Below are 24,307 nucleotides of genomic sequence, written 5' to 3' on the forward strand. Positions count from 1 at the left end.
CGCCGAAAGACCGGACGGCGCGTTAACCTGCGACGACAGGCAATTTGGCCCACCCGCGCACGCTGCTGGTGTGCGCCTTAACGGCGTTGGCGTAGTCGACGTCCCATTCCGGCCAGCGCTTGATGACTTCCTCGAGCGCCACCCGGGCCTGCATGCGGGCCAGCGCCGAGCCCATACAGAAGTGCAGACCGTGCCCGAAGCTCAAATGCGGGCCACCCCGGTGGATGTCGAACCGCTCGCCGTCGGCGAACTTGCGTTCGTCGCGGTTGGCCGATCCGTTGAGCAACAGCATGACGGAGCCCTCCGGGACCACCGAGCCGTAACACTCGACGTCATGGGCGACGTAGCGCGCCTGAACCGGCGACGGGGCCTCGTAACGCAGCACTTCTTCGATGGCCATCGGGATCAGTTCCGGATTGGCCACGATCTCCCGGCGCTGGTCGGGATGTTCGGCGAGCAGCTGCCCGATGAACCCGATCAGCCGCGTCGTCGTCTCGTTGCCGGCGCCGGCGATCATGCTGGTGTACATCAAGACCTCGGTGCGATCGAGCCGGCGGGTCACCCCGTTGTCCTCGATTTCGGCGTTGAGCAGCTGCGTCATCAGGTCGTCGGAGGGATGTTCGGTCCGCCAGTCGATGTAGTCGGCGAACACCTCGTAGCTCTTCTCGAACAAGTCGCCGTCGACCGCCCGGAAGGTGCCCTCGGTGAGGTTGATGGCACGCCCACCGCGGTCCCTGATGTGGGCCTGGTTCTCCTCGGGGATGCCCAGTAGGTAGCCGATGGTGCGCATCGGGATCATCGACCCGAGATTCTCGATGAAGTCGAACCGACCCGAGCCCACCAGCGGGTCGAGCGCCCGGACGCAGAAGGCCCTGGTCAGCGGTTCGATCGCCGCCATCCGGCGCGGCGTGAAAACCCTTGACAGCAAACGGCGATGCAGATCGTGCAGCGGCGGGTCCTCGAACAGGATCACCCCGGGCGGCACCTGGATGCCGCTCATGATGATGTCCATGGTGGTGCCGCGGCCCGAGCGGTAGGTCTCCCAGTTCGTCAGTTGCGAGGCGACGTCCTCGTACCGGCTGAGCGCGTAAAAGTTGTATTTCTGGTTGTAGTACAACGGGACTTCGTCGCGCATCCGCTTCCAGATCGGGTACGGATTGTCGTCGATCTCGAAATCGAAAGGGTCGTAGTAGATCTCGGCGGTGCTGGCCCCGGTCATCAATCACCCGTTCCTGTTCGACAACAATTCATCGAGCATGCGGTCGCTGTTGCCGTTCCCGGCGGCTTCGGAGGCAGCCGGCAGCACGACCTCGCCGACCCGCTTGAGATACGGCCATGCGATCTCCGGTGGCAACCCGCCGCACAGCGGAGACATGGCCAGCATGTTGCCGGCGCGCACCCGCGAAATCGCTTCCGGCACCGAGTAGATCACGTGCGAGGCCGCGGCCGCGCGCAGCTCTTCGACGGTGTCGGCGTGGGTGAAACCCGCCGACACTTCGTTGCCCGGGTTCCACGCGGCGTAGGTGCGCGCGTCGTGCAACAGATACTCGCCCAGCTCAGCCCATGCCGAATCGACGTCGTCGGCGACAAAGCACACCGACGGCGTGCTGCGGTCCGGAAAGAACGCCGGTCCCGGCTCATGGCCGTGCTTGCGGCAGGAGTCCTCGTAAGCCTCCCGCATCCCCGGCACATTGGCGTTGGCCAGCATGCCCATCCCGTACCGGCCCGCCCGTCGGGCCGCCGCCAGGCTGCCGCCGCCCCACATCATCGCCGGCCCGTTCTCGCTCAGCGGCCGGGGTGTCGCGACGATTCGCCTGCCGCGCTGCTCCACCGTCTCCCCAGCCAGCAGTCGGCGCAGCAGAGCCAGCTTCTCGTCGGCTAGCCGACCGCGGTCGCCCAGGTCCAGGCCGAAGATCTCGTACTCCTCGGGACGGTAGCCCAGCGCCAGGATGTAGGTGGCCCGCCCGGCGCTGAGGATGTCTAGCACCGCGATGTCCTCAGCCAGCCGCACCGGGTCGTAGAACGGCAAGATCAGAACGAGACTCAAGGCCAGTCGCCGGGTGCGGGCCGCGACGGCCGACGCCAGCAGCAGCGGCGATGGCAGATAGCCGTCGGCTGAACCGTGGTGCTCGCACATGACGGCGGCCAGGCAGCCGTGCCTCTCGGCCCATGCGCACATCTCCGGCGCGGTGGCATACAGAGCCGCCGGATCGGCCCCGAAAGAGGGGGCACGCATGTCGAAGCGCAGCGTGAACACCCACGACTCCCTTGCAAACCTAATATTTGTCTCACGTACGCTACGTGGGACGCGCGACGACGGTCAACCATCCCGATTGAAACTTACATCTGGTACGGATACTGTAACGTCGTTGCACGAACCACCAGGGAAAAAGGGGCGAGAAGATGACGACGGCGTCAGACTTATTGGGCTACGAGGGCAAGCAGGTTCTGGTGGTCGGCGGTGCGACCGGAATGGGCGCGGCGGCGGCACAGATCGCGAAGTCCCTCGGGGCGCAGGTGACCGTGATGGACTTCGCACCGGTCGAATTCGACGTCGATCGCGTGATCTCACTTGACCTCAGTGACCCGGATTCGATCGACCGGGCGGTCGACGTGTTGGACGGGCCGGTGCACAAGTTGTTCTCCGCGGCCGGGGTGGCCGACGGGCCAAAGCTGATGCGGGTCAACTTCATCGGGCACCGCCACCTGATCGAGCGGCTGTTGGCCAAGGACCTGCTCCCGCGGGGTGCGGCCATCTGCTTCATCTCGTCGGTGGCCGGAATGGGTTGGGAGAATGACCTGGAACTCGTGTTGGACTTCCTGGCCGCGCCGGACTACAAGGCCGCGCACGACTGGTGCGAGGAGCGTGAACCCCAGGGCATCATCCACTACGGGTTCAGCAAGAAGGCGATCAACGGGTACGTGGCGTGGCAGGGCTATCCCTTCCAGAAGAAGGGTGTGCGGATCAACGCGGTCTGCCCCGGCCCCACCGACACGCCCCTGGCGCGAGCCAACGCCGACCTGTGGCTCACCTTCGCCCAGGATTACCGCGACGACACCGGCAGTTCGACGCTGACGCCGGAGGACATCGGCAAGGCGATGGTCATGCTGAACAGCGACGCCGCGGCGTCGGTCAACGGCATCACGCTCAACGTCGACCAGGGCCACGCCATGGCGTCGATCACCGGGTCCTTCGCGCCGGGCAAGGCGATCATGGACTTGATCACCGGCCGCGTCCAGCTGGCCTAGGTCTGGCGCCCAGGGGTCAGCCGACACCAGGCGGGGCAGGGTCATCGGCAGATCCAGCGAGCTCAGCAAACCGGGTTGCGCCTCAACGACATACGGGATCGCCCTGACCACACGCATGGCCGTCGCCGCCATCGCCGCGTGCCCGGCGCCGTGGCCCGCGGCGGCCCCGAGCGTCAGCACGCAGTGCACGTCGGGATCTCCGTTGACGTCGACGCGGTTCGTCGACGACGTCGACACGACGTTGACGCCGGCGACCAGGACCCGCAGGTAGTCCGGCACCGCGGCGCCGTCGCATTCGGGTCCGCCGGCGGCGTAGACCACGCAAATCGGGCGGCAGGGCTAGCAAAGGCTCGGTGTCGTCGGTGGCGGGCAGTCCCAGCGGTGCGCCCCGGCCAGTTCCCCGGCATCCCTGCCCACTTTGTCCGGCGAATGCACCCAGACCGCAACAAGTTCCAGATCACGCCGATGCCTGATCGCACGGATCGCACGGATCGCACGGATCGCACGGATCGCACGGATCGCACGGATCGCACGGATCGCGATGGACCCGCCTCCCCCAGTGGACCACACGACGACACGCACGCGCATTGTCTCCTTCACTCGACCACGGCTGCAGCACGTTTCAGGAGGTGGCGAGCGATCTGCCGCACAGGCCGGACCGCAGCATGAATACCCTTGTCGCGTAACCTAACCTTTGTTCCGCTGGCTCTGTCCCGTCCGCGAGGTGGTCCCCCCTTTTGGCGAGCAGACACAAAAGCACACGTTTATTTCGGAACGAAACCGTGTGCTTTTGTGTCTGCTCGCGATGTATCGCGAGGGGCTCGGACGCGGTGATTTACTCGCTGGGTGACTACCAACCCGCTCGAGGAGTTGACGCTCGAACAACTGCGCCGCCGCACCAGCATGAAGTGGCGGGCGTACCCGGCAGACGTGCTGCCGCTCTGGGTCGCCGAGATGGACCTCAACCTCGCGCCGGAAGTGGCCCGGGCCATCCATTGCGCCGTCGACGCCGGCGACACCGGGTACCCGCACGGCAGGGGCTACGCCTCGGCGATCAGCGAATTCGCCAGGCGGCGTTGGCACTGGGACGGCCTGTCGGTCGGCCGCACCCGGGTGGTGCCCGACGTGATGCTCGGCGTCGTCGAAATGCTGCGGCTGGTCACCGAGCGCGGCGACACCGTCATCGTCAACTCGCCTGTCTACGCGCCTTTCTACGCATTCGTCTCGCACGACGGCCGCACGGTCGTCGAAGCTCCGCTGGGCGCTGACGGGCGAATTGACCTGGACGCGTTGGAAGATGCCTTCGTCCGGGCCCGTCAGTCGGCGGGCCGCACCGGCAAAGTCGGCTATCTGCTGTGCAATCCGCACAACCCGACGGGTGCGGTGCACACCGCAGCCGAATTGGGCGCGATCGCGGCACTGGCCAGGCAGTACGAAATCGCAGTGGTCGCCGACGAGATTCACGCGCCGCTCATCTTGCCGGGAGCCGGATTCACCCCCTACCTCAGCGTGCCCGGTGCCGAGAATGCGTTGGCCCTGACGTCGGCATCCAAGGCGTGGAATCTCGCCGGGCTCAAGGCAGCTCTGGCCATGGCCGGTCCGGAATCGGCCGCTGACTTGCGGCGCATGCCCGAGGAAGTCGGCCACGGCGCCAGTCATCTGGGCCTCATCGCCCATACCGCCGCATTCAGCAGTGCCGGAGACTGGCTCGACGCACTGCTGCGCGGTTTGGACGAGAACCGAACGCTACTGGGCGATCTGGTCGAAACGCACCTCCCCGGCGTCCGCCTGCTGCGCCCGCAGGGCACCTATCTGGCGTGGCTGGACTGCCGCGAACTCGGCTTCGACGAAGAGCACACCGAGGGCATCAAGGCGGTGTCCGACCTATCTGGACCCGCTCGCTGGTTCGTCAATCACGCCCGGGTGGCGCTGAGTTCGGGCCACGTGTTCGGCGCCGGCGGCGCCGGGCACGTCCGGTTGAACTTCGCTACCTCGAAGGCGATTCTCACCGAGGCCATCACCCGGATGGGTGAGGCAGTCCGCGAACGCACTTAACCGTCGGCCGCGGCACTGTCGTCCGCGGTCACAGGCGCCGTCGGCGTCAGTGAGCGCGCCGCGTACCGCCCCGCGATCGCTGTGGAGACGATCGTGAGCAAGGCACCGAACATCAACGCCGCTGCCTCACCCGGGGCCAGCATGTGTTGCTGGGTACCGATGGTCGCCGCGGCGACCGGCACGCCGAGTTGAGCCGCCGTCAGGATCGCAAGTGGGAGCGGCTGTCCCAGCAACCGTCCCGCGGAGTGCGCCAGGACCCCTCCCAACCCGAGCCCCACCCCGAGCAAGATGAACTTCGGATTGGCGCTCAACTCGCGCACCTGCAGCGTGGCGCCAAGCCAGATGAAAAACAGAGGGCTGAAAAAACCTTCGGTGATGCCGAACAGCTGCCATGCCAGCCGCCGAGGTTCGCCGACCGCGGCGATCACCAGACCGAGCGCAAAGCCGGCCAACATCACCGACACATGGGTTCGTAACGCCAATGCCCCGAGCGCGAACAGCAGAACCATGTTGGTGCGCAATTCCACCGCGAAACGCTGCTTCTCCGAATACAGTTGCACACGCCGGAGCCAGCCCAGGCGGTCCGCCGTGCGCAGCACCAGGTAGAAGATCAGCGCGCAACCCGCAATCACCAGGGCACTCAGCGCGGCCGATAGGGCGTGCTCGATGTCAATCACCAACGGCAGCAGCACAATACTCGAAGCATCCGCGATGGCGATCTGTGCCGTCACCGATAGCACCATAGGACCCTGCAGATTCAGTGCATTCATCATCGGCAGCGCCAGCGCGGCCGACGAGGACGCGATCAGCACCGCATACAGGGGCGCATGGTCGGTGCCGCAAAAGGCGGCCAGACCGACCCCCAGCACCGCCGCCACTGCTGCGGCCAAGACCGCCCTGGCCGCGGCCGCCGGCAACACCGAAGCCATCGCACTGCCGCGAATCGGTACGTGGGTGCCCACCGTGAACATCACCAGCGCGAAACCGATGTTCGCGAGCAATTGAAGCGTCGGATTCGACGCGTCGACGACACCGAAACCGGTTCTGCCAAGAACCAGTCCCGCAAGCAGTTCGCCGATGATCACCGGAATGCGCAAGCGCGGCAGCGAGGCCAGCAACGGGCCAGCGAAACCTACCGCAGCCAGCAGCGCGAGCGTATGAAAGCCGAACCCTTCCAAAGCGATCACCTGCCGTTCGTCATGTCCGCGCCCGATGCGGTCGACTCGCACCGTAACCCTGGCAGGACGATCCGGTACGAAAATGCAGCACAAGGTGTGTCAGACGAATCGAGGGCCGCGCCGGCCGGGCGACACCTCGCGTGCCTCAACCAGCCGCAATCAGCCGGAAACCTTGTCTAGAAACCAGACTCGCGCTTGTCCAGACTGTCGAGCACCCAGTTGGCCCATTCGATTTCGTGCTGCGTCCAGCGCAGCCCCTGCTCGAGCGCGGCACGGGCGAAGAAGGCGCCGTCGTCGGCCGTCCACTCGTGGGACTGGAGGATCTGCGCATAGTGTGTGTGCTCGCGCTCGGAGACGGCCAGCAAGGACTTCAGGTACTCACGTGCCTGATCCGGCGAGAGCTCGCCGAGCAGGAATACCCGCAACAACGCGGCGTTGCGAATGGGCGGATCCTCTTGCGGCGACAACAACCACCGGCGCAACTCCGTGCGTCCGGCGTCGGTGATGGCGTACTCCTTGCGGCCCCGCGGCCCCATGTCGGACACCGTGATCAGGTCCGCCGCGGCGAGCTTGTTGAGCTCGCCGTACAACTGACTCTGCGTGGCGGGCCACATGTTGTCCATCGACTCTTTGAACCTTTTCAGCAGGTCATACCCACTTCCGGGTTCCTGGGACAGCAGGCCTAACGCGGCATGTCGCAAACTCACCCGGCCATCCTAACGTTCCAAAATTGACATGTCACTATCCACATGTCAATATAGACATGTCTAAATTGGAACGTCAGACAGATATGCGGGAGACCACAATGACCCAGCCGGCCCACACCGACCACGGCACACAGCCGTCGACAGACAGCACCGGCCGCGTAGCCGGCGTCCTGGACGGTTTCCTCACCTCGACGTTCGCCGGCATCGCGCCGTGGGCGCTGCTCTCCATCCTGGCCACTCCGGGCCACTTCGAGATCGCGGTGTTGTCGGCCCTCGGGTTCTCGGTGCTGGTGATGCTGGTCGGACTGATCCGCGGTGTGCAGATCCACGCGCTCGAGGTCTTCGGTGTGGTGTTCTTCGCCGCTCTTGCCGTGGTCGGCCTGTTCGCCGGCGCGCCGCTGATCCGATTCCTCGAGATGTGGTCCGGCGAGTTGACGAACCTGTCGCTGGCGCTTTTCGCGTGGTCAACGCTGCTGGTCCGGCGGCCGTTCACCCTGGCGTACGCGAAAGACAGCAAACCGCGGGAACATTGGGACAGCCCGCTGTTCATGCGGATCAACAACGTGATCACCGCCGTGTGGGCGGGCGCGTTCACCTTCACCGCGGGCGTCGGCTTGATCGGCAACCTGATCCTGCACGACCCGGAAAACTTCTGGACGGGTTGGATCCTGCAACTCGCGGCGATCTTCTTCGCGGTCGCATTCACCGAGTTCTACCCGGACTACGCCTCGGCCATGTCCGACATGGACAACGGGGAGCAGGCGGAAGTGCCTTCGGCGTTGCGGGTCATTGACTGGCTGCCCAGCTTCGCCGCCGTCACCGGCGTGGTGGGACTGATCACCGGATCCATCGACCTCATCGTTGCCCTGGGGCTGATCGTCGGCGGCAGCGTGGTGTCGGGCATCCTTGCAAAGCGTTAAAGCCGCAGCTCCCCTCATGCCTGGATCCGCTCGACACCCGAACGGATCCGGCCGGGCGGCTCGGTGAAGGACAGCCGTAGAGCATCACGGTGCCCGAAGGCGGAGCCGGGAAACCACGGCCACGTGCTCGTCGGCCAGGAGGCCGGCCGCGATGCCGTCGCCATCCCACTTACCGGCGAGATCCGTCACCAGTTCACACCAGACGAACTACCACCGTCCGGCTTCCGCCACCGCAACCACGGGACCGACTCCAACGCTGAGCACAAGACATCGCGCTGCTCCTCGAGTTGAGCACAGCGGCTCGACACTTCGGCGTGAGGTGTCGAGAACGCCCGGGCCACCAGCGACTGCGCGGCGGTGTTCACATTGCCGGCTATGTTCGAGGCGACCGACGCGCAGCGCGCGATCACTTGGGGGTGTCCGCTGATCCAGCCGACCCGGTGACCCATCAGCGCGAATGTCTTGGAGGCGCTGGAAATGTGCAGGATGTGCCCCGTCTCATCGGCCGGCAGTTGCAGGACCGAGGGTGCCGGACGGGCGTAGCGGTAGCACTGGAAGCCGTAGATCTCGTCTGCCACGATCCAGTGGCCGGTCTCCCCGGCCCAGGCCGCCACCGCACGGATGTCATCCAGAGACAGCAACGCCCCCGGTCGGATTGGACGGGCTCGAGTACATGACCACCCTGGTGTCATCGCTCACCCGATCGATCCACGCGGTGACGTCGGGCGTGTCGGCCACTAGGGCAGCAGTCGCACCGGCCAGCTTGCTCATGTTCAGATAGTTCGGCCAGTACGGATCGGGAATCGCGATCTCGTCTCCGCCGTCGCATAACGCCAGTAACGCGATCACGATCGCCTGTTTGGCGCCGTTGGTCACCACATGCTGGCCCGATGTCGTCACGACGCCCAATTCCGTTTCATACCATTGACACAATGCGTCCAGCAGAAACCGCTCGCCACGGCTGCCGCCGTAGCCCGAGGACGGCGCCACGTCGAAATCGGCCAGCGCGTCGAACGTCGCCCGCGGTGGCGGCACAGCGGGGTGCACCCGCGCCGAAAGAGATGACGTCGGCGCCCGATCTGCGCAACTCGGCGACGGTGTCATTGAGCGCCAGCGTTGGCGACGGATCGCCGGCCGCTCTGTCGGACAGGGCGTCATGGGGGTCACCTCCAAACTGCGCAGTGAGGCAGCAAGTTCCGGTCAGCGTAATGGCCGCGCCGGCGACGACGACGGCAACCGACCGAGAGTGCTTCGCGCGGGGAAGCTACGCCTGCCGCGTGACGGCCAGCACCGCCTGGGCGAGTTCGGGTCGGCACACCACGAGGTCGGGCAGCTTGGGATCGGGCTGGTTGTACAGCAGCGACGACCCGTCAACACGGGAGGTGTGCAGTCCGGCAGCACGCGCGATTGCCACGGGTGCGGCGGAGTCCCACTCGTATTGGCCACCCGCGTGCACGTAGACGTCCGCTACGCCCTGCACGATCGATGCCACTTTGGCTCCGGCCGATCCCATTTCGACCAGTTCGCCGTCCAGGGCGTCGCGGACGGCCAGTGCGATCGCTGGTGGGCGGGTGCGCGACACCACGATGCGGGGTTTGCCGGCGGCCTCCGGCGGCGGCAACACCTCCGGTGTGGCCAGGGTTATCCCCTGCGCCGGCAGCGCAACCGCGCCCGCGACCAGTTCTCCGGACTCCCAGAGCGCGACATGCACCGCCCAGTCTTCCCGGTCGAGTTCGGAGAATTCCCGGGTGCCGTCCAGCGGGTCGACGATCCACACTCGCTCGCTGCGCAACCGCACCGGGTCGTCGGCGCCCTCTTCGGACAACACCGCGTCATCGGGCCGCCGGCGGCCCAGGGCCTCCATCAGAAAGTCGTGAGAACGCTTGTCCCCCGCGGCTTTCCGCTCAACGGCGTCAGCTCCGGCGAACTCCGTGCGGACCCCGAGCAGTAACCGGCCGGCTTCGGAGGCCAACTGAGCGGCCAGTGCATGGTCATTCATGGCAAGCGGCTTCCTCACCTGTCCCCGGAAATGTTGGCTATGTTAACCGACTTTACCCGGCTACGGATAATCCATATCACCGGTATATAGCAAGCCGGGATCAACGCCGGCCCGTTCGTCCGGCAGGACAGCGGACCGGAACCGCCCGAACGCATCCTGGGCTGGCATTGATGCTCGCCGAGCGTGAAGCCTCGGTGGGAATTCGCGAGTGTTTTCGCCGTCAGTTAACGCTCGGAGCACGGTCGCACCTAGAGCCCGAACTGATCCTCGATGACACCGAGCCAGATCTGCGCCGAGTCGATGGCTACCTTCTCGCTGATGAAGGCGTGCTGGGTGCCGGTATAGATGTCGCGGAAGGCCCGTTCCAGACGGGTGCCCTCGCGGATCGAACTGGTGCCCGCCACCAGATGAGCCCATTCCGCGCATTCGCGCGAGGTGTCGGTGGCGAATACGGCAGCCGCCCGCATGTCCGCCCGCAGCATTGGACTCAGGTCCTCGCCGGCGGCAACCGCCGCCTCGGCGGCACCGAAAGCGTCCAGCACCAGCAGCCGCGCCGCGCGCCAGGCCGACAAATGATGCGCCAGCCCCTTCTGAAAAGTCGGCCGGCTGGCCAGTGACGCCATGTCGCTCATCCGGTATTTCGTCGCGGCCAGGTCCGCCACGTCGTCGAGCATGCTCTTGGCCACCCCAAGCGCCCACGAGGCGTGACCGGCGGCGGTGACCGGCATCAGTCCCATGTGTGCGGCTGGTGACGTTCCCCGGTAGGGCCGGCGATCGAACAGCCCGAACGTCCTGCTCGCGGGCACGAACACATCCTGGGCGCTGTAGTCGTAGGACCCGGTGCCCTTGAGGCCCTGCACGTACCAGCCGTCGTTGAACTCGATCTCCTCGCGCGGCACCAGGGCCACCTGCATGTCCGGAATGCCCTCGCTGACCCAGCGCATCTCACCGTTGTCCATCGGAAAGAAGCCGGCCGCCACGTACTGCGAATGTCCGGTGCCCGAGCCGAAGCTCCACGACCCACTCAGCCGGTAGCCACCGTCGACGGCGGCGCCCTGGCCGTTGGGAAAGAACTGGCCTCCCACGGTGACGTGATTGTCGTGGGCGGTGAACACCTCGGCGAAACCCTCGTCGTCGAGATAGGTGGCCGCGGCGAACCTGGACGGCAGGTTGGCGATGCCGATCCAACCGAAAGATCCGTCCTGCCATGCCATTTCGATCCAGCTATCGATCATCTCGGCGAGCGAGGGCTCGACGCCGCCGGCCTCGCCCGGGCTGAGCGCGGTCATCAGCCCGCTCGACCACATCTCGTCGACCACCGCGTGGGTCATGGTGCGTATCCGCTCGGATTCGCCGGCCTGCGCCCGCACCAGATCACGCATCCCGCGGGCCAGCGCAACGACCTGCCCACCCACCTCGGTTGTCGACGTCATTGGCGTTTCCAATCGCGATTGCGGACCACTACCGGGCCCCGAATAACGACACGTTGACCGTACGCCACAAGTTTCGGCTCGGACATCTTTGGCTATGTGACAGGAGAAATGACGACGGAGTATCAGCGCGGGCGTGAAGGGGCGGCGTTGTCGGCGCCGAGCCGCGTCCTCGCCGGCCGCTACGAACTGGGCCGGGTCCTGGGTCGCGGCGGCATGTCCGAGGTCCGCGAGGGCTGGGATCTCAAGCTGGGTCGGCCGGTGGCGATCAAGCTGCTCCAATCGGGTCCGGGCAACGGTGACGGGCCCGACAGCCGCCTGCGCTTCGCAACGGAGGCGCGGGCCACCGCGGCTCTGAGCAGTTCGAAGATCGTGATCGTCCACGATGTCGGCGAACACCACGGCCTGCCGTTCATCGTGATGGAGCGGCTGCCCGGAGTGTCGCTGGCCGACCACATCGCGCGCGGTCCGCTTCCGGAGCCGTTCGTCCGGACGGTGCTCGACGCCGTCCTGGCCGCGCTCACCTCGGCTCATGACGCCGGAATTCTGCACCGCGACGTCAAGCCGGGCAACATCCTGTTCACCGCCGCCGGCGAGGCCAAGCTCGCGGATTTCGGCATCGCCAAGACGGCCGGTGGCGCGCACACCATGACCGGACAGGTCGTCGGCACGATGGCCTACCTGAGCCCGGACCGGCTCGCCGGAAAGCCGGCGACGCCTGCCGACGATCTGTATGCCGTCGGCGTGGTGGGTTACGAGGCTCTGGCCGGCCGCCGGCCTTACCCTCAGCAGCAGTTCGCCGCCTTGGCGAACGCCATCTTGCACGAAACACCAGCCCCGATCGCCGCCCTGCGCCCCGATGTACGCCCGGAGCTTGCCGCGGTGTTCGAGCGGGCGATGGCGCGCCAGCCGGCTCAGCGGTTCCATCAGGCCAGCGCCATGCGCGAGGCGCTCAGCGGCCCCGGTCGCCCCCCGGTACGCAATCGCACGCTGGTGATGCCCGCGCCGGCGGCGGGCACCTCGGCGTACGTCCCGGCGCAATCCGAGCCGACCCGTCCAAGTCGCAAGTTGTGGGCTGCGGCGCTCGTTGCGGTGCTCCTGCTGGCGATCATGCTGATGGCTCTGGACGCGCCCTTCTCCGCACCGCCGCCGTCGCCGGCCGCCACGACGACGCCGCTGCCGTCGCCGGCCTCCACACCGGAAACCTCGCCGATCGCGAGCACGCCCGAACTCGCGCCGGCACCTCCGTTGGCGCCGCCGGGCAAACCCGGCAAAAAGCCCAAGGGCGGAAAAGGCAACTGATCAGTCGGGCAGCCCGAACAGCCTGACCACCTCATGATCGCGGCCGGCCAGATAGCCGCCGTCGACCGCGATCGCCTGACCCGACACGAACGAGGCGTCGCTGGACAACAGAAACGCCGCCATCGCCGCCACCTCCTCCGGTCGCCCCAGCCGTTGCAGAGCATGCTCCCGGGTGATCGCGGCCCGTGGCCCCTCCATCCCCGGGATGCCGAAAACGCTTTCAGCGAGCGGTGTTTCGATGAAGCCCGGGCAAATCGCGTTCGCCCGGATCCCGCTCGGTCCGTAGTCGAGCGCAATGTTCTTGGTGAGCAGCACAACGCCGCCCTTGGCCGCGTTGTAGGAACTGCCGCCCGCGGTGCCTTCCAAGCCCTCAACGCTCGCCAGCGTCACGATCGAGCCGCGCTCACCGGCCACCCGCGGCTGCTCGATCATCCTGGCCAACGCACTCTTGGCGACCAGAAACGTGGCGGTCAGGTTGATCCTGATGACCCGGTCCCACTCGGCTTGCGGAAGCAGATGCACCGGACCACCACCGGCCACCCCGGCGGAATGAACCACCCCGTCCAGCCGATCCGGCACCGCCGCGAAGATCGCGGCCACCGCGGTCTCCTCGCTGACGTCGGCCGGCAAGAAATGAAACCGCGCACCTAGATCCGGCGGCGCGGCGAGGTCGGCGCCGATGACAGTGGCCCCTTCGTCCAGCAGTCGCCGGGCGGTCGCCAATCCGATGCCCGACGCCGCGCCGGTCACAACGAACGTGCGCCCCGCGGCGCGGTCAGCGCTCACCGGCACCGCCCAATTGACCTGCCAATTCGGCAGAGCCCTCGGCAACCGCATGGGCAAGTGGAGCCAGTCCTACACCGCGTCCCCGCGCGGTCGCGGGTTTGTCCAACCGGAGGCGCGCTTGCACAACTAACTCGCAACCGCTTTGTCGCAAGCGTCCAAGATCGCGAGAAAGTTCCACCGCAGCAGCGGTCGGGTGACCAGCTCCATCAGCCGTCCTCCGGCGAAAACGGGATGGGTGTAGTCGGTCAGCCAGTCGACGTCGGTGCACTCCCCGGACGAGGTGCCGGATGGGGTGAATGTCAGGGTGCCGCCGTCGTGATCGAATGCGGGAACCGAGCGCACGATCAGGTAGCTGTAGCTACGCGGCCGTTCGTAGGCGGTGATGTCCTCCCGAAACCACATGCCGGTCCCGACCACCTCGCGCACGGCACCGACACCGGGGCCCTTGGTGTCTTTCGTCCATGCGGACCGCAGAACCAGCGGCGCCGTGCGCAGATTGGCCGGATCGGCCAGCCAGTCGAAGACTTTCTCCACGGGTGCGGCGATCGTTCGCCGCACGTGAATCCCGACCATGAGTTCTCATGCTAAACGCCGTGCCGGGAGTCCGTCGGCCGTCCTTTGCGCTGACAGTGCAGAAGTCGCAGTCCGATGCCGGCGACCGCCTGCTGCGCACCCGGATATCGTGCGGCGCCGTGGCGATGGAGCATGATGGGCGTCATGACCATCGAACCGCTCGTGCAGCGCGCCCCCGCTCAGACCGCGGCCTACCGCCTCGCGGCGATGTTGCTCGGCGTGGGCACCCTGCACTTCGTCGCGCCCAAGCCGTTCGACGACATCATCCCGGCCGAGTTGCCGTTCAGCGCGCGGTTCTACACCTACGCTTCCGGCGTGGCCGAGATCGTGATCGGCGCGCTGCTGCTGCCGCGTAGCACCCGGCGGCCCGCGGCTGCCGCGGCAGCCGCGCTGTTCATCGGTGTGTACCCCGGCAACATCAACATGGTGCGGCTGTGGTGGGACAAGCCGTGGCCGATGCGCATCCTGGCGCTGGCCCGCCTGCCGCTGCAATTTCCGATGATCACGGCGGCGATCAAGGTCTACCGCAACAGTTAGCGCGGCGAGCCGACCCGGTGCAGGGTGCCGTCCGGGTCGACATAAGCGAATTCCCTTAGCCCGTAAGGCGTGTCATGCGGCGGGTGCAGCCGACCGCCGAGATCTGCCAGGGCCTTCCATTCCGCGTGGAGGGCGTCGGCGTCGCTGACGTAGAAGTACACGCTCGACGAGGTGCTCAGCGGGTCGTGCTCGGCCCATTCGGTGAGATGCAACTGGACCGCCCCGCGGTCGACGAAGCCGTAACGTTCGGGCCCCGCATAGCCGCGGGCCTCGAATCCAAGCCGACGGTAGCGGTTGAGCGCCGCGTCGAGATCCAGCACGGGCACGATGGCTGCCGCCGAGGTGAATTGGATTTCGGGCATCAGACGAGTGTGCCACCCGCGCTGCGCAGACCCGCTTGATAACCGACGCCGATCAAGACATCGAAAACGGGTGTTGGACGGCGCGCTCGCCCGGACGGGATGCTGAAGACAGCAAATTACAGCGAAGTCCGAGGAGAATGAAATGTTCACGCAGACAAGCACACACGTCGCATCACTGATCAACGGCGAGATCGTGGAGGAGTCCGAACTCGGTTCGATCCAGCGGCTCACGGCCGACAACTTCCCCATCCTGCAGGGCATGTCGATCAAGCGGCTGGTGATCAACCCGGGCGCGATGCGGACACCGCACTGGCACGCCAACGCCAACGAACTCACCTACTGTGTCTCCGGCACCGCACTGGTGTCGGTGCTCGACACGGGCAGCCAGTTCACCTCGTTCGTGGTGCGCGCCGGCGAGATGTTCCACATCGACTCCGGTTCGCTGCACCACATCGAGAACATCGGCACCGAGGTGTGCGAATTCATCATCACCTTCCGCAACGAACGGCCCGAGGACTTCGGGCTGGGTGCCGCATTCGGCGCGATGACCGATGCGGTGCTGGGCAACACCTACGACTTGCCGGCCTCGGACTTCGCGGCGATGCGCCGCAGCACCACCGACCGCGCGCTGGCGGCCCGCACCGGGGCGCCCGACGTCCCCGCCTCGGCGTTCTTCAACGACCCGCACAAGTTCGCCGTCGAGGCGATGACGCCGCCGGTCGGCATCGCGGTCGGCTCGGCCAGGACCGCGCGGCTGCAATACTGGCCCGCGCTCAAGGACCTGTCGATGTACTCCCTGCGTATCCGCGAGGACGGGATGCGTGAACCGCACTGGCACCCGATCACCGCGGAGATGGGCTACGTCAACCAGGGCGCGGCGCGGATGACCGTGATGGGTCCGGGCGGGGAGTTGGACACCTGGTACCTGCGTCGGGGCGACGTGTACTTCATCCCCCGCGCCTACCCGCACCACATCGAGGTCTTCGACGCCCCGGAGATGCACTTCTGCATCTTCTTCGACCAGCCGACTCCGGGTGACATCGGTTACCGGGCATCGGTGAGCGCGTACTCGCGCGAAGTTCTCGCGGCCACCTTCGACACCCACATCGACGACCTCCCCGACTTCCCGTTCACCACGGCCGACCCGCTGATCGTCAACCGGCTCAACCCGCTCGACGCCCATGCCGTCGGGGAGCGGTGAGCCCGGTTCCAAGAATCCTCCAAGGATCCTCCAAGAGCCTGGCGGGAGCGTGTGGTGGCCAACCGACCAGCACCACGGCTACCCCGGCCAGGCTCGTCCAAGGGGGAAAGACCATGTCCGAGATTGCGCACCGACTGTCCGCTCCCACCGGCGACCTGCTGGCAGAGCTCAGACCGCTGCTCGACGCATTGGCAGCCATCGCGGGCGGCGGGGTTCCGGAACCGGAGTTGCTGGCCCGCGCCGCCGCAGCCCAGCCGACGTTGTCGGCACTCGCGGGTGATCCACGCGAAGGTGAGCCGTATTCGCGTTCGATCCTGCGGGTCGACGATCAGGTGGAGATCATGCTGGCCCGCTGGCGCCCCGGGCACGGCTGTGCCCCGCATGACCACGGCGGCGCGGGCGGCTTCGTCGTTGCAATCGAGGGCACGTTCGACGAACGCCGGTTCGGCTGGCGCGGAACGCGGTTGTCCGTCACCGAACAGCATGTGCGCCAACCGGGTACGGCCATGGCGATCGCGCCGGAGGTGATTCACGACATGGCCGCCCCGTCGGGCGGGATGTCGCTGCATGTCTACGGTCCGCCACCGGCCGGCATGCGGGTCTTCGACCTGGCCCGGGCCGAGGTACTAGAACTCGTCGGCAACTACGGCGCCTGGATCCCATCGGGTGAGCACCCGCGGACCCCGTTCGCCGCTGTCGCGCCGCAGGCGCCCGTGATCTGGGTGGCCCACACCACCCGGTATCGCGGCGGTTCGGCCGAATTCGCAGTCGCCGCGGCGACCATGGGCCGCGAATTGGCAGCCGCACACCCCGACGCGGAGGTGGTCGTCTCCGGCGTGCACCGCAAGGCCGACTTCGCCGCCGAGCTGGCTCGCTTCGCATCGTCGGGCAGGGTGATCAGCCAGCTGCACCTGATCAGCCACTCCGGCATGTACGGACCGATGTTCGGCTCGACGGACTGGCCCGAGCAGTTCTCGCCGCACGAGTGGCAGGACATGACCATTCCGTTCGCGCCGGACGGAAGGGCCTATTTTCACGCCTGCCGAACGGCGCGCTGGTTCACACCGTTTTTCGCCGACGTGTTCGGCGTCGCCACCTTCGGCAACCACAACTACACCACCGTGTCCGCACGCAAGGACCGGTTTGCGTGGGCGGGCCGTCGACCGACGGCTCGCCCGAGCCTTTATCTGATCGCCGCGCCGGGCCGCAAATCGCACGGCTGGGCCGGCAGCATGCGCAAGTACCTGGGTTGCGCCGCCGAACCGATGGTGCACAGCGCTCCGGCCGGCGCGCAACAAGAGCGGTCCTACGACCGGGTCGCCGACCTCTACGACCGCGCCTACGCCGACATCCGCGTCCGCCAGGCCGAATGGGAGTGGGTGGCGGCCCGGCTGGCCGCCACCCACGCCGAACTCGGCCGCCGCGTGCGTGTGCTGGAAATCGGCTGCGGCAACGGCGCTTTGCTACGCGCCCTGGACGACAACGGCGACATCGACTTCGCCGTCGGAGTGGACAGTTCCGCCGGGATGCTGGCCCGGGCACGGGAACGCAACCGCGACCGGTCCCGGCTGCGATTCGGCAAGGTGAACGGCCCGACTCTAGACGTGCCGGACAACCATGTCGACGTGGTGATCTCGTTTCTGTCGTTCCGCTATCTGGACTGGGATCCGGTGATGGCCGAGATCCGGCGGGTCCTGGCCCCCGGCGGGCGGTTGTGGGTGGTCGACATGGTGGAGCAGCCGATGCGGGTACGGGATCTGCCCATACTGGCCCGATCGGCCGTCGCACACCTGCGCAACCGGCGCGAACGCCCTGCCTTCGTCCACGACCTGGCCACCCTGACCAATCATCCAGAATGGCGGACGATGCTGCAGCACAATCCGATTCGCGCCGAGCACGAGTACCGTTGGTATTTCGGCAGCCGCTTCCCCGGCGCCGGGCTGCAGACACTGACGGCTTCCAGGTCTGCCCGCGTGGTGGCCTTCGATTCCGGTCCACTGGCCAAGGGGCAAACCGCCCCGCTGTCCTACCCGTGACCGCCATGGACACCGAAGCCTGCCTGGGCATCATCGACTGGGGCATCGGCGGCGTGGGTCTGGTCAACCAGTTGGACCGGCTGGTGCCCGGTCTGCCGATCTTGTACTGGTCCGACGCCGGCGCCACCCCCTACGGCCGGATGGATTCCGACGAACTGACCGACCGCCTGCTGCGGGTCGTCACCGCCCTCGCCGAGCGCGGCGCGACGGAGGTGGTGCTGGCCTGTAACGCCGCCAGCACGGTGGTTGCCAGGCTGGGTGCGGCGCCGGTGGCCGTAGAGGGCATCATCGCCCACGGTCTGGCCTCGGTTCCCGAGGACCTCGCCTCCGTCGGCGTGGTGGGCGGACAGCGCACCATCGACGCGGGGCACTACGAACGGGGACTGGCCCGGCCGGGGCGGGTGGTGTTGTCGAGGGTGGCGCAACCGCTGTCGGCACACATCGAGGCCGGCCGTACCGGTTCGCCGCAGTTCACCGCGGACCTGGCCGATATCGTCGCCCCGCTGCACCGGGTGGCTGCGCTGGTGCTGGCCTGCACGCACTACCCGGCGGCGCGTCGCTGGTTCGCGGCCGCCCTGCCCGAGGTGCTGCTCATCGATCCGGCCGAGCACCTGGCCGCCGCGGTCGCCTACCGCTATCCGGAAGCAGCGCCGGGGTCGCGCCTCGCCGGGAAGGTGTTCCTCACCACGGGCGATCCGGATGCGATGCGCCGCAACGCCGCTCGGGCCTGGGGCACGCTGTTGACGACCCGCGCGGTGCGCCGCCGGGACCGCAGCGCCCTGGCGTCCTAGTCCGCCGCGCGGGCCACGATGATGGGCGTGTGCACCGAGTGCACGACGGCGTTGCTCACCGAACCCAGCAGCATCCTGGCGATGGCACCGCGACCACGACTGCCGATGACCACCAGTTGCGCGGACTTGGACTGGTCGACCAGTTCGTGGGCCGGCCGGTCACAGACCACGCGTCGCTGCACGGTCACATCGGGATAGCGTTCCTGCCAGCCGGCCAGGCGCTCGGCGAGGATCTGCTGTGCCTCCACCTCCAGCGCGGGCCAGTCCAGGCCGGCAATGTCGAGCACCTCGGCGTCGCTCCACGCGTGTACTGCGCGCAGCGGCACGCCGCGACGTGACGCCTCGTCGAACGCGATGGCCGTCGCCACCTCGGATGCCGGCGAGCCGTCGATGCCCAGCACGACGGGGGCGTCGGCCGGGGGCTCGTCGTCGCCGGGGACGATGGCGACCGGGCAGGCCGCGCCACGCAGCACGCCGGAACTGACCGAACCCAGCAGCACCCGACCCACCGCGCCGCGCCCGTGGCTGCCCAGCACGACCAGTTCGGCGTCGCCGGACAGTTCCACCAGCGTCGGAATCGGCGGCGAAGACTTCAGCTCGGTCGCAATCTCGATGGGGCCGCCGGCCGACTCGCGGGCGATCTTAGCCGCTTCCTCGAGCACCTGCCGGGCATCGTCTTCCTGCCAGACCGCGACGCCGCCGGCCAGCGGAACCTGCGGAAACGTTGGCACGTAGGCGCTGAGCATGTGGACCAGCGTCAGCGGGACGTTGCGCATGGCCGCATCGCGGGCGGCCCAGGCCACCGCGGCATTGGACACGGATGACCCGTCGACACCGACGACGAGACCCTTTGCTTCCTTCTTTGAGGTCGTCATTTCATCTCTCCTAGTGTTCGACACACGAAAACGCTATTGCCCGAACGTTGCTCGGTCGTGGGTCTAAAGTCCTCGACTGCGTGAACATCGAGTCGTGGTTGGATGAACGGCTAGTGCTCGGCGAGCCGGCAATAGAGCGCCGCGCCGGCCACGACACCCGCACCGGCGACGACGAACAGGACCTGACTGCCCGCCCGCAGCCCCTGCTGTTCGCAGGCTGCCGCGAGAGCCCCCGGGTGCATCCGGTGATCGTCTGCGACACAGATCTTTTCGGCCGGCAGCCGGAGCAGCGTGCGCAGCGCCTGCCGATCTGCGGGCGCGCCGGTGGCGGGCGGTGGCCATCAACTCCGCTGTCGTCAACCGGGTCTCGGGGAGGTGCCGGCCGGCAGCGGCCAACCTCGCGACGTAGGGCGCCGCAGCGCCTTGTCCGTCGGTCTCCATCACCAGCCAGCGCGGTGTGATGCGCCACCTCTGGCCCCGGGCGGGAATTTCAGGTGATCAACCGCGCACCGATTCCAGCAACAGCCGGCGCTCGGCGGCCGCGACCGTGCGCCGGGTGGCTGTCACCGCGTCCGGGTTCACCGACACCGAGGTAATGCCCATCCGCACCAGGTGCTCGGCGAAGGTCGGGTTGGTCGAGGGCGCCTGGCCACACAGCGACGAGGTGATGCCGTGCTTGCGTGCCGTGGCGATGATCCGCCCGATCGCGTCGAGCACGGCGCCGTCGGATTCGTCGAACAGTTCGGCGCAGATGTCGGAGTCGCGGTCGACGCCCAGCACCAACTGGGTGAGATCGTTGCTGCCGATCGACACCCCGTCGATACCCATCGCGATGTACTCGGGCAACCAGAACATCACCGAGGGCACTTCGGCCATCACCCACCGGTGCAGGCCACGTTGCTTGCCCAGCGGGCTGGCATCCACCTGCGCCAGGCAGGATTCCAGCTCCCACCGGGTCCGCACGAACGGAATCATCAAGTGCACGTTGGGGTTCTGCTCTCGCACCCGGGCCAGCGCCTGGAGTTCCAGCGCAAACAGGTCGGGCTCGTTGACGTACCGGTAGCACCCGCGATAACCGATCATCGGGTTGTGCTCGACCGGCTCGTAGGCCTCGCCGCCTTCCAGACCCCGGAATTCGTTGCTCCGGAAGTCCGTGGCGCGGTAGACGACCGGCCGGGATCCGAAGGCGGCGGCGATGCGGCCGATCGAGGCCACCATGGCGTCGACTAGGCCGGCCTGCTCACCACGGGCGATCATCTCGCGCGGGTGGCGTCCGGAAAGCGCTTGCGTGAGCAGGAATTCGGCGCGCAGCAGGCCGACCCCGTCCACGTCCTGCGCAGCGACCGCCTCCGCGGTGTCGGGGATCGCCAGGTTGACATAGATTTTGGTGCCGGTTGTTTCGCTCACGGTGGTAACGGCAGTCGGCGGAGCCGCCGTCACCTGTGCCGGTGCGGTGGCGGCTCCGGCGGTGACGGTGCCGCGGGCACCGTCGACGGTGACCAGGTGACCGTCATGCAGGAGCGTGGTGGCGTCGCGAGCGCCGACCACACAGGGCACCCGGAGCTCCCGAGCGACGATGGCCGCGTGACAGGTCATGCCGCCGGTCTCGGTCACCAACGCCGCCGCGCGGCGAATGGCTGGCAACCAGTCAGGGTTGGTCATGGGCGCGACCAGGATTTCGTTGTCCTGCAACCGGTTACCTTCTTGCGGTGTGCGCAGCACCCGAATCCGCCCGGACGCCGAACCGGGCGCCGCCGGCAGTCCGCGCACCAGCACGCCGGATTCCCCGGACTCCTCGTGGTCGTACAGCATGGTGATGGGCCGGGCCTGAACAAGCCAGGTCTTGCCGTCGGCGATCGCCCACTCGACATCCTGCGGGCAGCCGTGATGATTCTCGGTGGCGACGACGAGTTCGGCGACCCGGCGCAGCGCTTCGTCGTCGAGGACTCGCGCCTGCGCCTGCTCGGGTGTCAGTTCGACGATGACGTCGTGGCCGTCGGCGCCGCGTACGATCTTGAAGGCCTGGTAGCCGATCGAGAAGTCACGCACCTGCAGGGTCTTCTTGTCGATGACGTAGGTGTCGGGCTGGACCTTGCCGGACACCACCACTTCGCCCAGGCCCAGCGCGGCTTCGATGACGAGGTGATCCCGCTCCCCCGTACTAGGGTCGGCGCTGAACGCCACGCCGGACTTCTCAGACGCGATCATCTGCTGGACGACGACGGCCATGGCGGGGTCGGCGGTGAAGCCGCGACTGGCCCGATAGGTGATGACGCGCGGGCTGAACAGGGACGCCCAACATTGGGTGATGGCATCGATCAGGTCCTCACCACCGGTGATGTTCGTCAGGGTCCGGTTCATCCCGGCGAAGGACGCGTCGCTGCCGTCTTCGCCGGTCGCCGACGAACGCACCGCCACAACGCAATTGGCGCCCAATTTGGCATAGGACTCGAGCGCCTGAGCGCGGACGTCGTCGCTGACACCAGCCTTGCTCACCAACTTCTGCATCCGCTGGCACAGCTCGGCCAACCGGGCGCCGTTGTCGACCTGCGCCAGCGCCTCGCGATGCAGGGCAGCGAGTTCGGCGTCCACACCACCGGCCGCCATCGCCGCCTGGTAGCCGCCGCGCAACAAGACGAATCCCGGTGGCACCGGCAGGCCCGCGGCCACCAACTCGCCCATGTTGGCGCCCTTGCCGCCGGCCTCGTCGGCGTCGGTCAAGCGCAGGGCGGAGATGTCGACGGCGTAGCTGTCAGTGTTGGTCATGCCCGTTCCTTTCGGTGCTGAAGATTGAGGTCGATCGCGTGGCACCAGGCGTCATATGCCTGGGCCACAGAAGATTCCAGGGGCTGGGAGGTGTCCATTCGGTAGGCGCCCGCCCAGGCGCCACGGCGTGCGGCCAGCGCCGCGGCGATGTCAGGAGTGGCGTCGGAGTTGCTTGCCGGGCGGTGTTGGATTCGGCCAGCCGTTGTCGCAACCGGCACTTCACAGATGATTTCTACTACGCAAGAATGGGTTTCGTCAGCCACCCGATGCGCCTGTGCGCGCAGACCCGCGTCCTGCCAGGTTCCGTCCAGAATGACCGACTGCCCCTCGCTCAGCAGCACACGGGCCCGGTGCAGCACCGTGTCGTAGACGGCGGCGACGTTGTCGGGGCTGTACAGACCCGAGTCCAGTACTCCGGGACTCCCGGAGATGGCGCCCGAATCCCGGAGCTCCCGGCGCACATCGTCGGTGGAGATGATCCGCGCGCCAACGACTTCGGCGAGTTCGCGGGCCACCGTCGACTTGCCGCTGCCGGGATTGCCGCCGACGAGAGCCAGCCGAACGGCTCCGGTGGCCAGATGCTCGGCCGCTATGGCGAGGTGGCGGGCCGCTTCGTCGGCCGATTCCGGCCTGCCCTGCAGGAACCGCACACAGCCGACCTTGGCCCGGACCACCGCCCGGTAGGCGATGTAGAAGTCTTGCAGCGAGCGCGGCGCCGCGTCGCCGGCCCGCGCGGCATATCGCGTCAGGAAATAGTCGCCGAGGTCTTTGCGCCCGAGGAATTCCAGATCCATGGCCAGGAAGGCGGCGTCATCAATGCAGTCAAGGTGCCGCAGTTGGTCATCGAATTCCAGGCAGTCCAGCAATGCCGGGTGGCCGTCGACGAAGAAGATGTCGTCGGCGAGCAGGTCACCGTGGCCGTCGACGATGCTGTCCTCGTCGATACGGCGCGCGAACAGCCGGCCACGACCCGAAATGTATGCGACGGCAAGGCGCTCGATGCGGCTCACGGACTGCGGCGACACGCCGGGAATCGCGGTGAACTGGTGCAGTTCCTTCAGGTTAGCGTGCCAACGTTGTTCGACCGCAGCACTTTCGCCCTGCGCGCTGATCAATGGGCTGCGCTCGGCTCGCCCGTGGAACTCCGCGAGCACAGCGGCAACGCAGTCCAGCAGCTTCTCGGATGATTCGCCCGACCCGCTGCGGCTGACGAGGAATGCCAGGCGGTCGTGGTCGCGGTACCGGCGCATGACCACGATCGGTTCGTCGGCGCCGCCGCTCGGGTCGGAAAGATGGGCGACCCCGAGGTATGCCTCGGGCGACAGGCGACGATTCAGCTCGACTTCCCGCCGGCAGACACGCTCACGCTCCTCGGCGGTGCGGAAGTCGACGAAGTCGGTGAGCACCGGCTTCTTCGCCTTGTACGCCCGGTCGCCGGCCAGCACCACCACTCCGGTGTGCGTTTCCCGCACAGCGAGGTAGGGAGCGAGATCCGTGGTCACATCGGCGGGCCGTTCGCCGGTGATGGCAAACTCCATGA

General features: G+C 67.3%; 23 protein-coding genes and 1 pseudogene. 8 read left to right on the forward strand and 16 right to left on the reverse strand.

Features of this window, described 5'->3' with window-relative positions; translation table 11 throughout:
- Positions 1 to 22: 22 nt before the first annotated feature.
- Positions 23 to 1,219, reverse strand: a complete 1,197-nt coding sequence (locus JX552_RS19285) for a cytochrome P450 (RefSeq protein ID WP_205873550.1) — start codon at positions 1,217 to 1,219, stop codon at positions 23 to 25.
- 3 nt (positions 1,220 to 1,222) lie between these two features.
- Positions 1,223 to 2,257 carry an LLM class flavin-dependent oxidoreductase gene (locus tag JX552_RS19290; RefSeq protein ID WP_205873551.1) on the reverse strand — a complete coding sequence of 345 codons (1,035 nt, stop codon included), beginning with the start codon at positions 2,255 to 2,257 and terminating at the stop codon, positions 1,223 to 1,225.
- A gap of 146 nt (positions 2,258 to 2,403) precedes the next feature.
- On the opposite strand from JX552_RS19290, the gene JX552_RS19295 reads away from it, so the two are divergent.
- The gene (locus JX552_RS19295; protein WP_205873552.1) at positions 2,404 to 3,249 is read left to right on the forward strand and encodes an SDR family oxidoreductase; all 846 of its coding nucleotides are present in this window, start codon (positions 2,404 to 2,406) and stop codon (positions 3,247 to 3,249) included.
- A 33-nt stretch (positions 3,250 to 3,282) separates the two neighbouring features.
- Here JX552_RS19295 and JX552_RS32520 read toward each other — a convergent pair.
- Positions 3,283 to 3,837, reverse strand: a pseudogene (locus JX552_RS32520) (hypothetical protein); the annotation flags it as partial.
- 258 nt (positions 3,838 to 4,095) lie between these two features.
- Between JX552_RS32520 and JX552_RS19300 the strand changes: the two are divergent.
- The gene (locus tag JX552_RS19300; RefSeq protein ID WP_205873553.1) at positions 4,096 to 5,304 is read left to right on the forward strand and encodes a MalY/PatB family protein; all 1,209 of its coding nucleotides are present in this window, start codon (positions 4,096 to 4,098) and stop codon (positions 5,302 to 5,304) included.
- Here the strand turns inward: JX552_RS19300 and JX552_RS19305 are convergent.
- Positions 5,301 to 6,482: a cation:proton antiporter gene (locus tag JX552_RS19305; RefSeq protein ID WP_205878555.1), complete on the reverse strand. Its 1,182-nt coding sequence runs from the start codon at positions 6,480 to 6,482 to the stop codon at positions 5,301 to 5,303. The two genes, JX552_RS19300 and JX552_RS19305, sit on opposite strands and share 4 nt — an antisense overlap.
- Before the next feature lie 176 nt (positions 6,483 to 6,658).
- Entirely contained in the window at positions 6,659 to 7,189 is a 531-nt protein-coding gene (locus tag JX552_RS19310) for a PadR family transcriptional regulator (protein WP_205873554.1), read from the reverse strand.
- A 98-nt stretch (positions 7,190 to 7,287) separates the two neighbouring features.
- Here JX552_RS19310 and JX552_RS19315 point away from each other — a divergent pair, with 98 nt between their 5' ends.
- The gene (locus JX552_RS19315; protein WP_205873555.1) at positions 7,288 to 8,109 is read left to right on the forward strand and encodes a DUF3159 domain-containing protein; all 822 of its coding nucleotides are present in this window, start codon (positions 7,288 to 7,290) and stop codon (positions 8,107 to 8,109) included.
- A 185-nt stretch (positions 8,110 to 8,294) separates the two neighbouring features.
- Here JX552_RS19315 and JX552_RS19320 read toward each other — a convergent pair whose 3' ends face one another.
- The 4 genes from JX552_RS19320 to JX552_RS19335 form a co-directional block, all read right to left on the reverse strand.
- Positions 8,295 to 8,750: an aminotransferase class I/II-fold pyridoxal phosphate-dependent enzyme gene (locus JX552_RS19320; protein WP_205873556.1), complete on the reverse strand. Its 456-nt coding sequence runs from the start codon at positions 8,748 to 8,750 to the stop codon at positions 8,295 to 8,297.
- Positions 8,734 to 9,213 (reverse strand): aminotransferase class I/II-fold pyridoxal phosphate-dependent enzyme, encoded by a 480-nt coding sequence (locus tag JX552_RS19325; RefSeq protein WP_205873557.1) that lies wholly within the window; start codon positions 9,211 to 9,213, stop codon positions 8,734 to 8,736. Before JX552_RS19325 ends, JX552_RS19320 begins: the two co-directional genes overlap by 17 nt.
- A gap of 160 nt (positions 9,214 to 9,373) precedes the next feature.
- The gene (locus JX552_RS19330) at positions 9,374 to 10,108 is read right to left on the reverse strand and encodes a 3'(2'),5'-bisphosphate nucleotidase CysQ (RefSeq protein ID WP_205873558.1); all 735 of its coding nucleotides are present in this window, start codon (positions 10,106 to 10,108) and stop codon (positions 9,374 to 9,376) included.
- Positions 10,109 to 10,356: 248 nt separating this feature from the next.
- Positions 10,357 to 11,541, reverse strand: a complete 1,185-nt coding sequence (locus JX552_RS19335; RefSeq protein ID WP_205873559.1) for an acyl-CoA dehydrogenase family protein — start codon at positions 11,539 to 11,541, stop codon at positions 10,357 to 10,359.
- A 96-nt stretch (positions 11,542 to 11,637) separates the two neighbouring features.
- Between JX552_RS19335 and JX552_RS19340 the strand changes: the two genes are divergently transcribed.
- The gene (locus JX552_RS19340; protein ID WP_241010629.1) at positions 11,638 to 12,840 is read left to right on the forward strand and encodes a serine/threonine-protein kinase; all 1,203 of its coding nucleotides are present in this window, start codon (positions 11,638 to 11,640) and stop codon (positions 12,838 to 12,840) included.
- On the opposite strand, the gene JX552_RS19345 is transcribed toward JX552_RS19340, so the two are convergent.
- Positions 12,841 to 13,626, reverse strand: coding sequence for an SDR family NAD(P)-dependent oxidoreductase (locus JX552_RS19345; protein WP_431195870.1), 786 nt, complete (start codon positions 13,624 to 13,626; stop codon positions 12,841 to 12,843). It lies immediately after the preceding gene.
- 126 nt (positions 13,627 to 13,752) lie between these two features.
- Positions 13,753 to 14,199: an SRPBCC family protein gene (locus tag JX552_RS19350; RefSeq protein ID WP_205873561.1), complete on the reverse strand. Its 447-nt coding sequence runs from the start codon at positions 14,197 to 14,199 to the stop codon at positions 13,753 to 13,755.
- Positions 14,200 to 14,343: 144 nt separating this feature from the next.
- Between JX552_RS19350 and JX552_RS19355 the strand changes: the two genes are divergently transcribed.
- Positions 14,344 to 14,736: a DoxX family protein gene (locus JX552_RS19355; RefSeq protein ID WP_205873562.1), complete on the forward strand. Its 393-nt coding sequence runs from the start codon at positions 14,344 to 14,346 to the stop codon at positions 14,734 to 14,736.
- Here JX552_RS19355 and JX552_RS19360 read toward each other — a convergent pair.
- Positions 14,733 to 15,089, reverse strand: coding sequence for a bleomycin resistance protein (locus JX552_RS19360; RefSeq protein ID WP_205878557.1), 357 nt, complete (start codon positions 15,087 to 15,089; stop codon positions 14,733 to 14,735). The two genes, JX552_RS19355 and JX552_RS19360, sit on opposite strands and share 4 nt — an antisense overlap.
- 151 nt (positions 15,090 to 15,240) lie before the next feature.
- Between JX552_RS19360 and JX552_RS19365 the strand changes: the two genes are divergently transcribed.
- From JX552_RS19365 to JX552_RS19375, 3 genes are all read left to right on the forward strand, one after another.
- The gene (locus JX552_RS19365) at positions 15,241 to 16,299 is read left to right on the forward strand and encodes a cupin domain-containing protein (protein ID WP_205873563.1); all 1,059 of its coding nucleotides are present in this window, start codon (positions 15,241 to 15,243) and stop codon (positions 16,297 to 16,299) included.
- A 113-nt stretch (positions 16,300 to 16,412) separates the two neighbouring features.
- The gene (locus tag JX552_RS19370) at positions 16,413 to 18,335 is read left to right on the forward strand and encodes a methyltransferase domain-containing protein (protein WP_205873564.1); all 1,923 of its coding nucleotides are present in this window, start codon (positions 16,413 to 16,415) and stop codon (positions 18,333 to 18,335) included.
- Between the two features lie 5 nt (positions 18,336 to 18,340).
- Entirely contained in the window at positions 18,341 to 19,126 is a 786-nt protein-coding gene (locus tag JX552_RS19375) for a glutamate racemase (RefSeq protein WP_205873565.1), read from the forward strand.
- Here the strand turns inward: JX552_RS19375 and JX552_RS19380 are convergent.
- The 4 genes from JX552_RS19380 to JX552_RS19390 form a co-directional block, all read right to left on the reverse strand.
- Entirely contained in the window at positions 19,123 to 20,001 is an 879-nt protein-coding gene (locus tag JX552_RS19380; protein ID WP_205873566.1) for a universal stress protein, read from the reverse strand. The two genes, JX552_RS19375 and JX552_RS19380, sit on opposite strands and share 4 nt — an antisense overlap.
- 110 nt (positions 20,002 to 20,111) lie before the next feature.
- Positions 20,112 to 20,243 (reverse strand): hypothetical protein, encoded by a 132-nt coding sequence (locus JX552_RS33420; RefSeq protein WP_277395997.1) that lies wholly within the window; start codon positions 20,241 to 20,243, stop codon positions 20,112 to 20,114.
- Positions 20,244 to 20,499: 256 nt separating this feature from the next.
- Positions 20,500 to 22,767 carry a phosphoenolpyruvate synthase gene (gene ppsA / locus JX552_RS19385; RefSeq protein ID WP_205873567.1) on the reverse strand — a complete coding sequence of 756 codons (2,268 nt, stop codon included), beginning with the start codon at positions 22,765 to 22,767 and terminating at the stop codon, positions 20,500 to 20,502.
- Positions 22,764 to 24,305: a bifunctional aminoglycoside phosphotransferase/ATP-binding protein gene (locus JX552_RS19390; protein ID WP_205873568.1), complete on the reverse strand. Its 1,542-nt coding sequence runs from the start codon at positions 24,303 to 24,305 to the stop codon at positions 22,764 to 22,766. The genes ppsA and JX552_RS19390 overlap by 4 nt, the downstream gene beginning before the upstream one ends.
- Positions 24,306 to 24,307: the final 2 nt, after the last annotated feature.

Source organism: Mycobacterium gordonae (assembly GCF_017086405.1).
Lineage (GTDB): Bacteria > Actinomycetota > Actinomycetes > Mycobacteriales > Mycobacteriaceae > Mycobacterium > Mycobacterium gordonae_D.

Coding starts and splice junctions, on each gene's coding strand:
- ppsA (WP_205873567.1), bottom strand. CDS start 22,767: ATGACCAACACTGACAGCTACGCCGTCGACATCTCCGCCCTGCGCTTG.
- JX552_RS33420 (WP_277395997.1), bottom strand. CDS start 20,243: ATGCACCCGGGGGCTCTCGCGGCAGCCTGCGAACAGCAGGGGCTGCGG.
- JX552_RS19285 (WP_205873550.1), bottom strand. CDS start 1,219: ATGACCGGGGCCAGCACCGCCGAGATCTACTACGACCCTTTCGATTTC.
- JX552_RS19330 (WP_205873558.1), bottom strand. CDS start 10,108: ATGAATGACCATGCACTGGCCGCTCAGTTGGCCTCCGAAGCCGGCCGG.
- JX552_RS19325 (WP_205873557.1), bottom strand. CDS start 9,213: ATGACACCGTCGCCGAGTTGCGCAGATCGGGCGCCGACGTCATCTCTT.
- JX552_RS19375 (WP_205873565.1), top strand. CDS start 18,341: ATGGACACCGAAGCCTGCCTGGGCATCATCGACTGGGGCATCGGCGGC.
- JX552_RS19315 (WP_205873555.1), top strand. CDS start 7,288: ATGACCCAGCCGGCCCACACCGACCACGGCACACAGCCGTCGACAGAC.
- JX552_RS19355 (WP_205873562.1), top strand. CDS start 14,344: ATGACCATCGAACCGCTCGTGCAGCGCGCCCCCGCTCAGACCGCGGCC.
- JX552_RS19365 (WP_205873563.1), top strand. CDS start 15,241: ATGTTCACGCAGACAAGCACACACGTCGCATCACTGATCAACGGCGAG.
- JX552_RS19335 (WP_205873559.1), bottom strand. CDS start 11,541: ATGACGTCGACAACCGAGGTGGGTGGGCAGGTCGTTGCGCTGGCCCGC.
- JX552_RS19370 (WP_205873564.1), top strand. CDS start 16,413: ATGTCCGAGATTGCGCACCGACTGTCCGCTCCCACCGGCGACCTGCTG.
- JX552_RS19350 (WP_205873561.1), bottom strand. CDS start 14,199: ATGGTCGGGATTCACGTGCGGCGAACGATCGCCGCACCCGTGGAGAAA.
- JX552_RS19380 (WP_205873566.1), bottom strand. CDS start 20,001: ATGACGACCTCAAAGAAGGAAGCAAAGGGTCTCGTCGTCGGTGTCGAC.
- JX552_RS19390 (WP_205873568.1), bottom strand. CDS start 24,305: ATGGAGTTTGCCATCACCGGCGAACGGCCCGCCGATGTGACCACGGAT.
- JX552_RS19295 (WP_205873552.1), top strand. CDS start 2,404: ATGACGACGGCGTCAGACTTATTGGGCTACGAGGGCAAGCAGGTTCTG.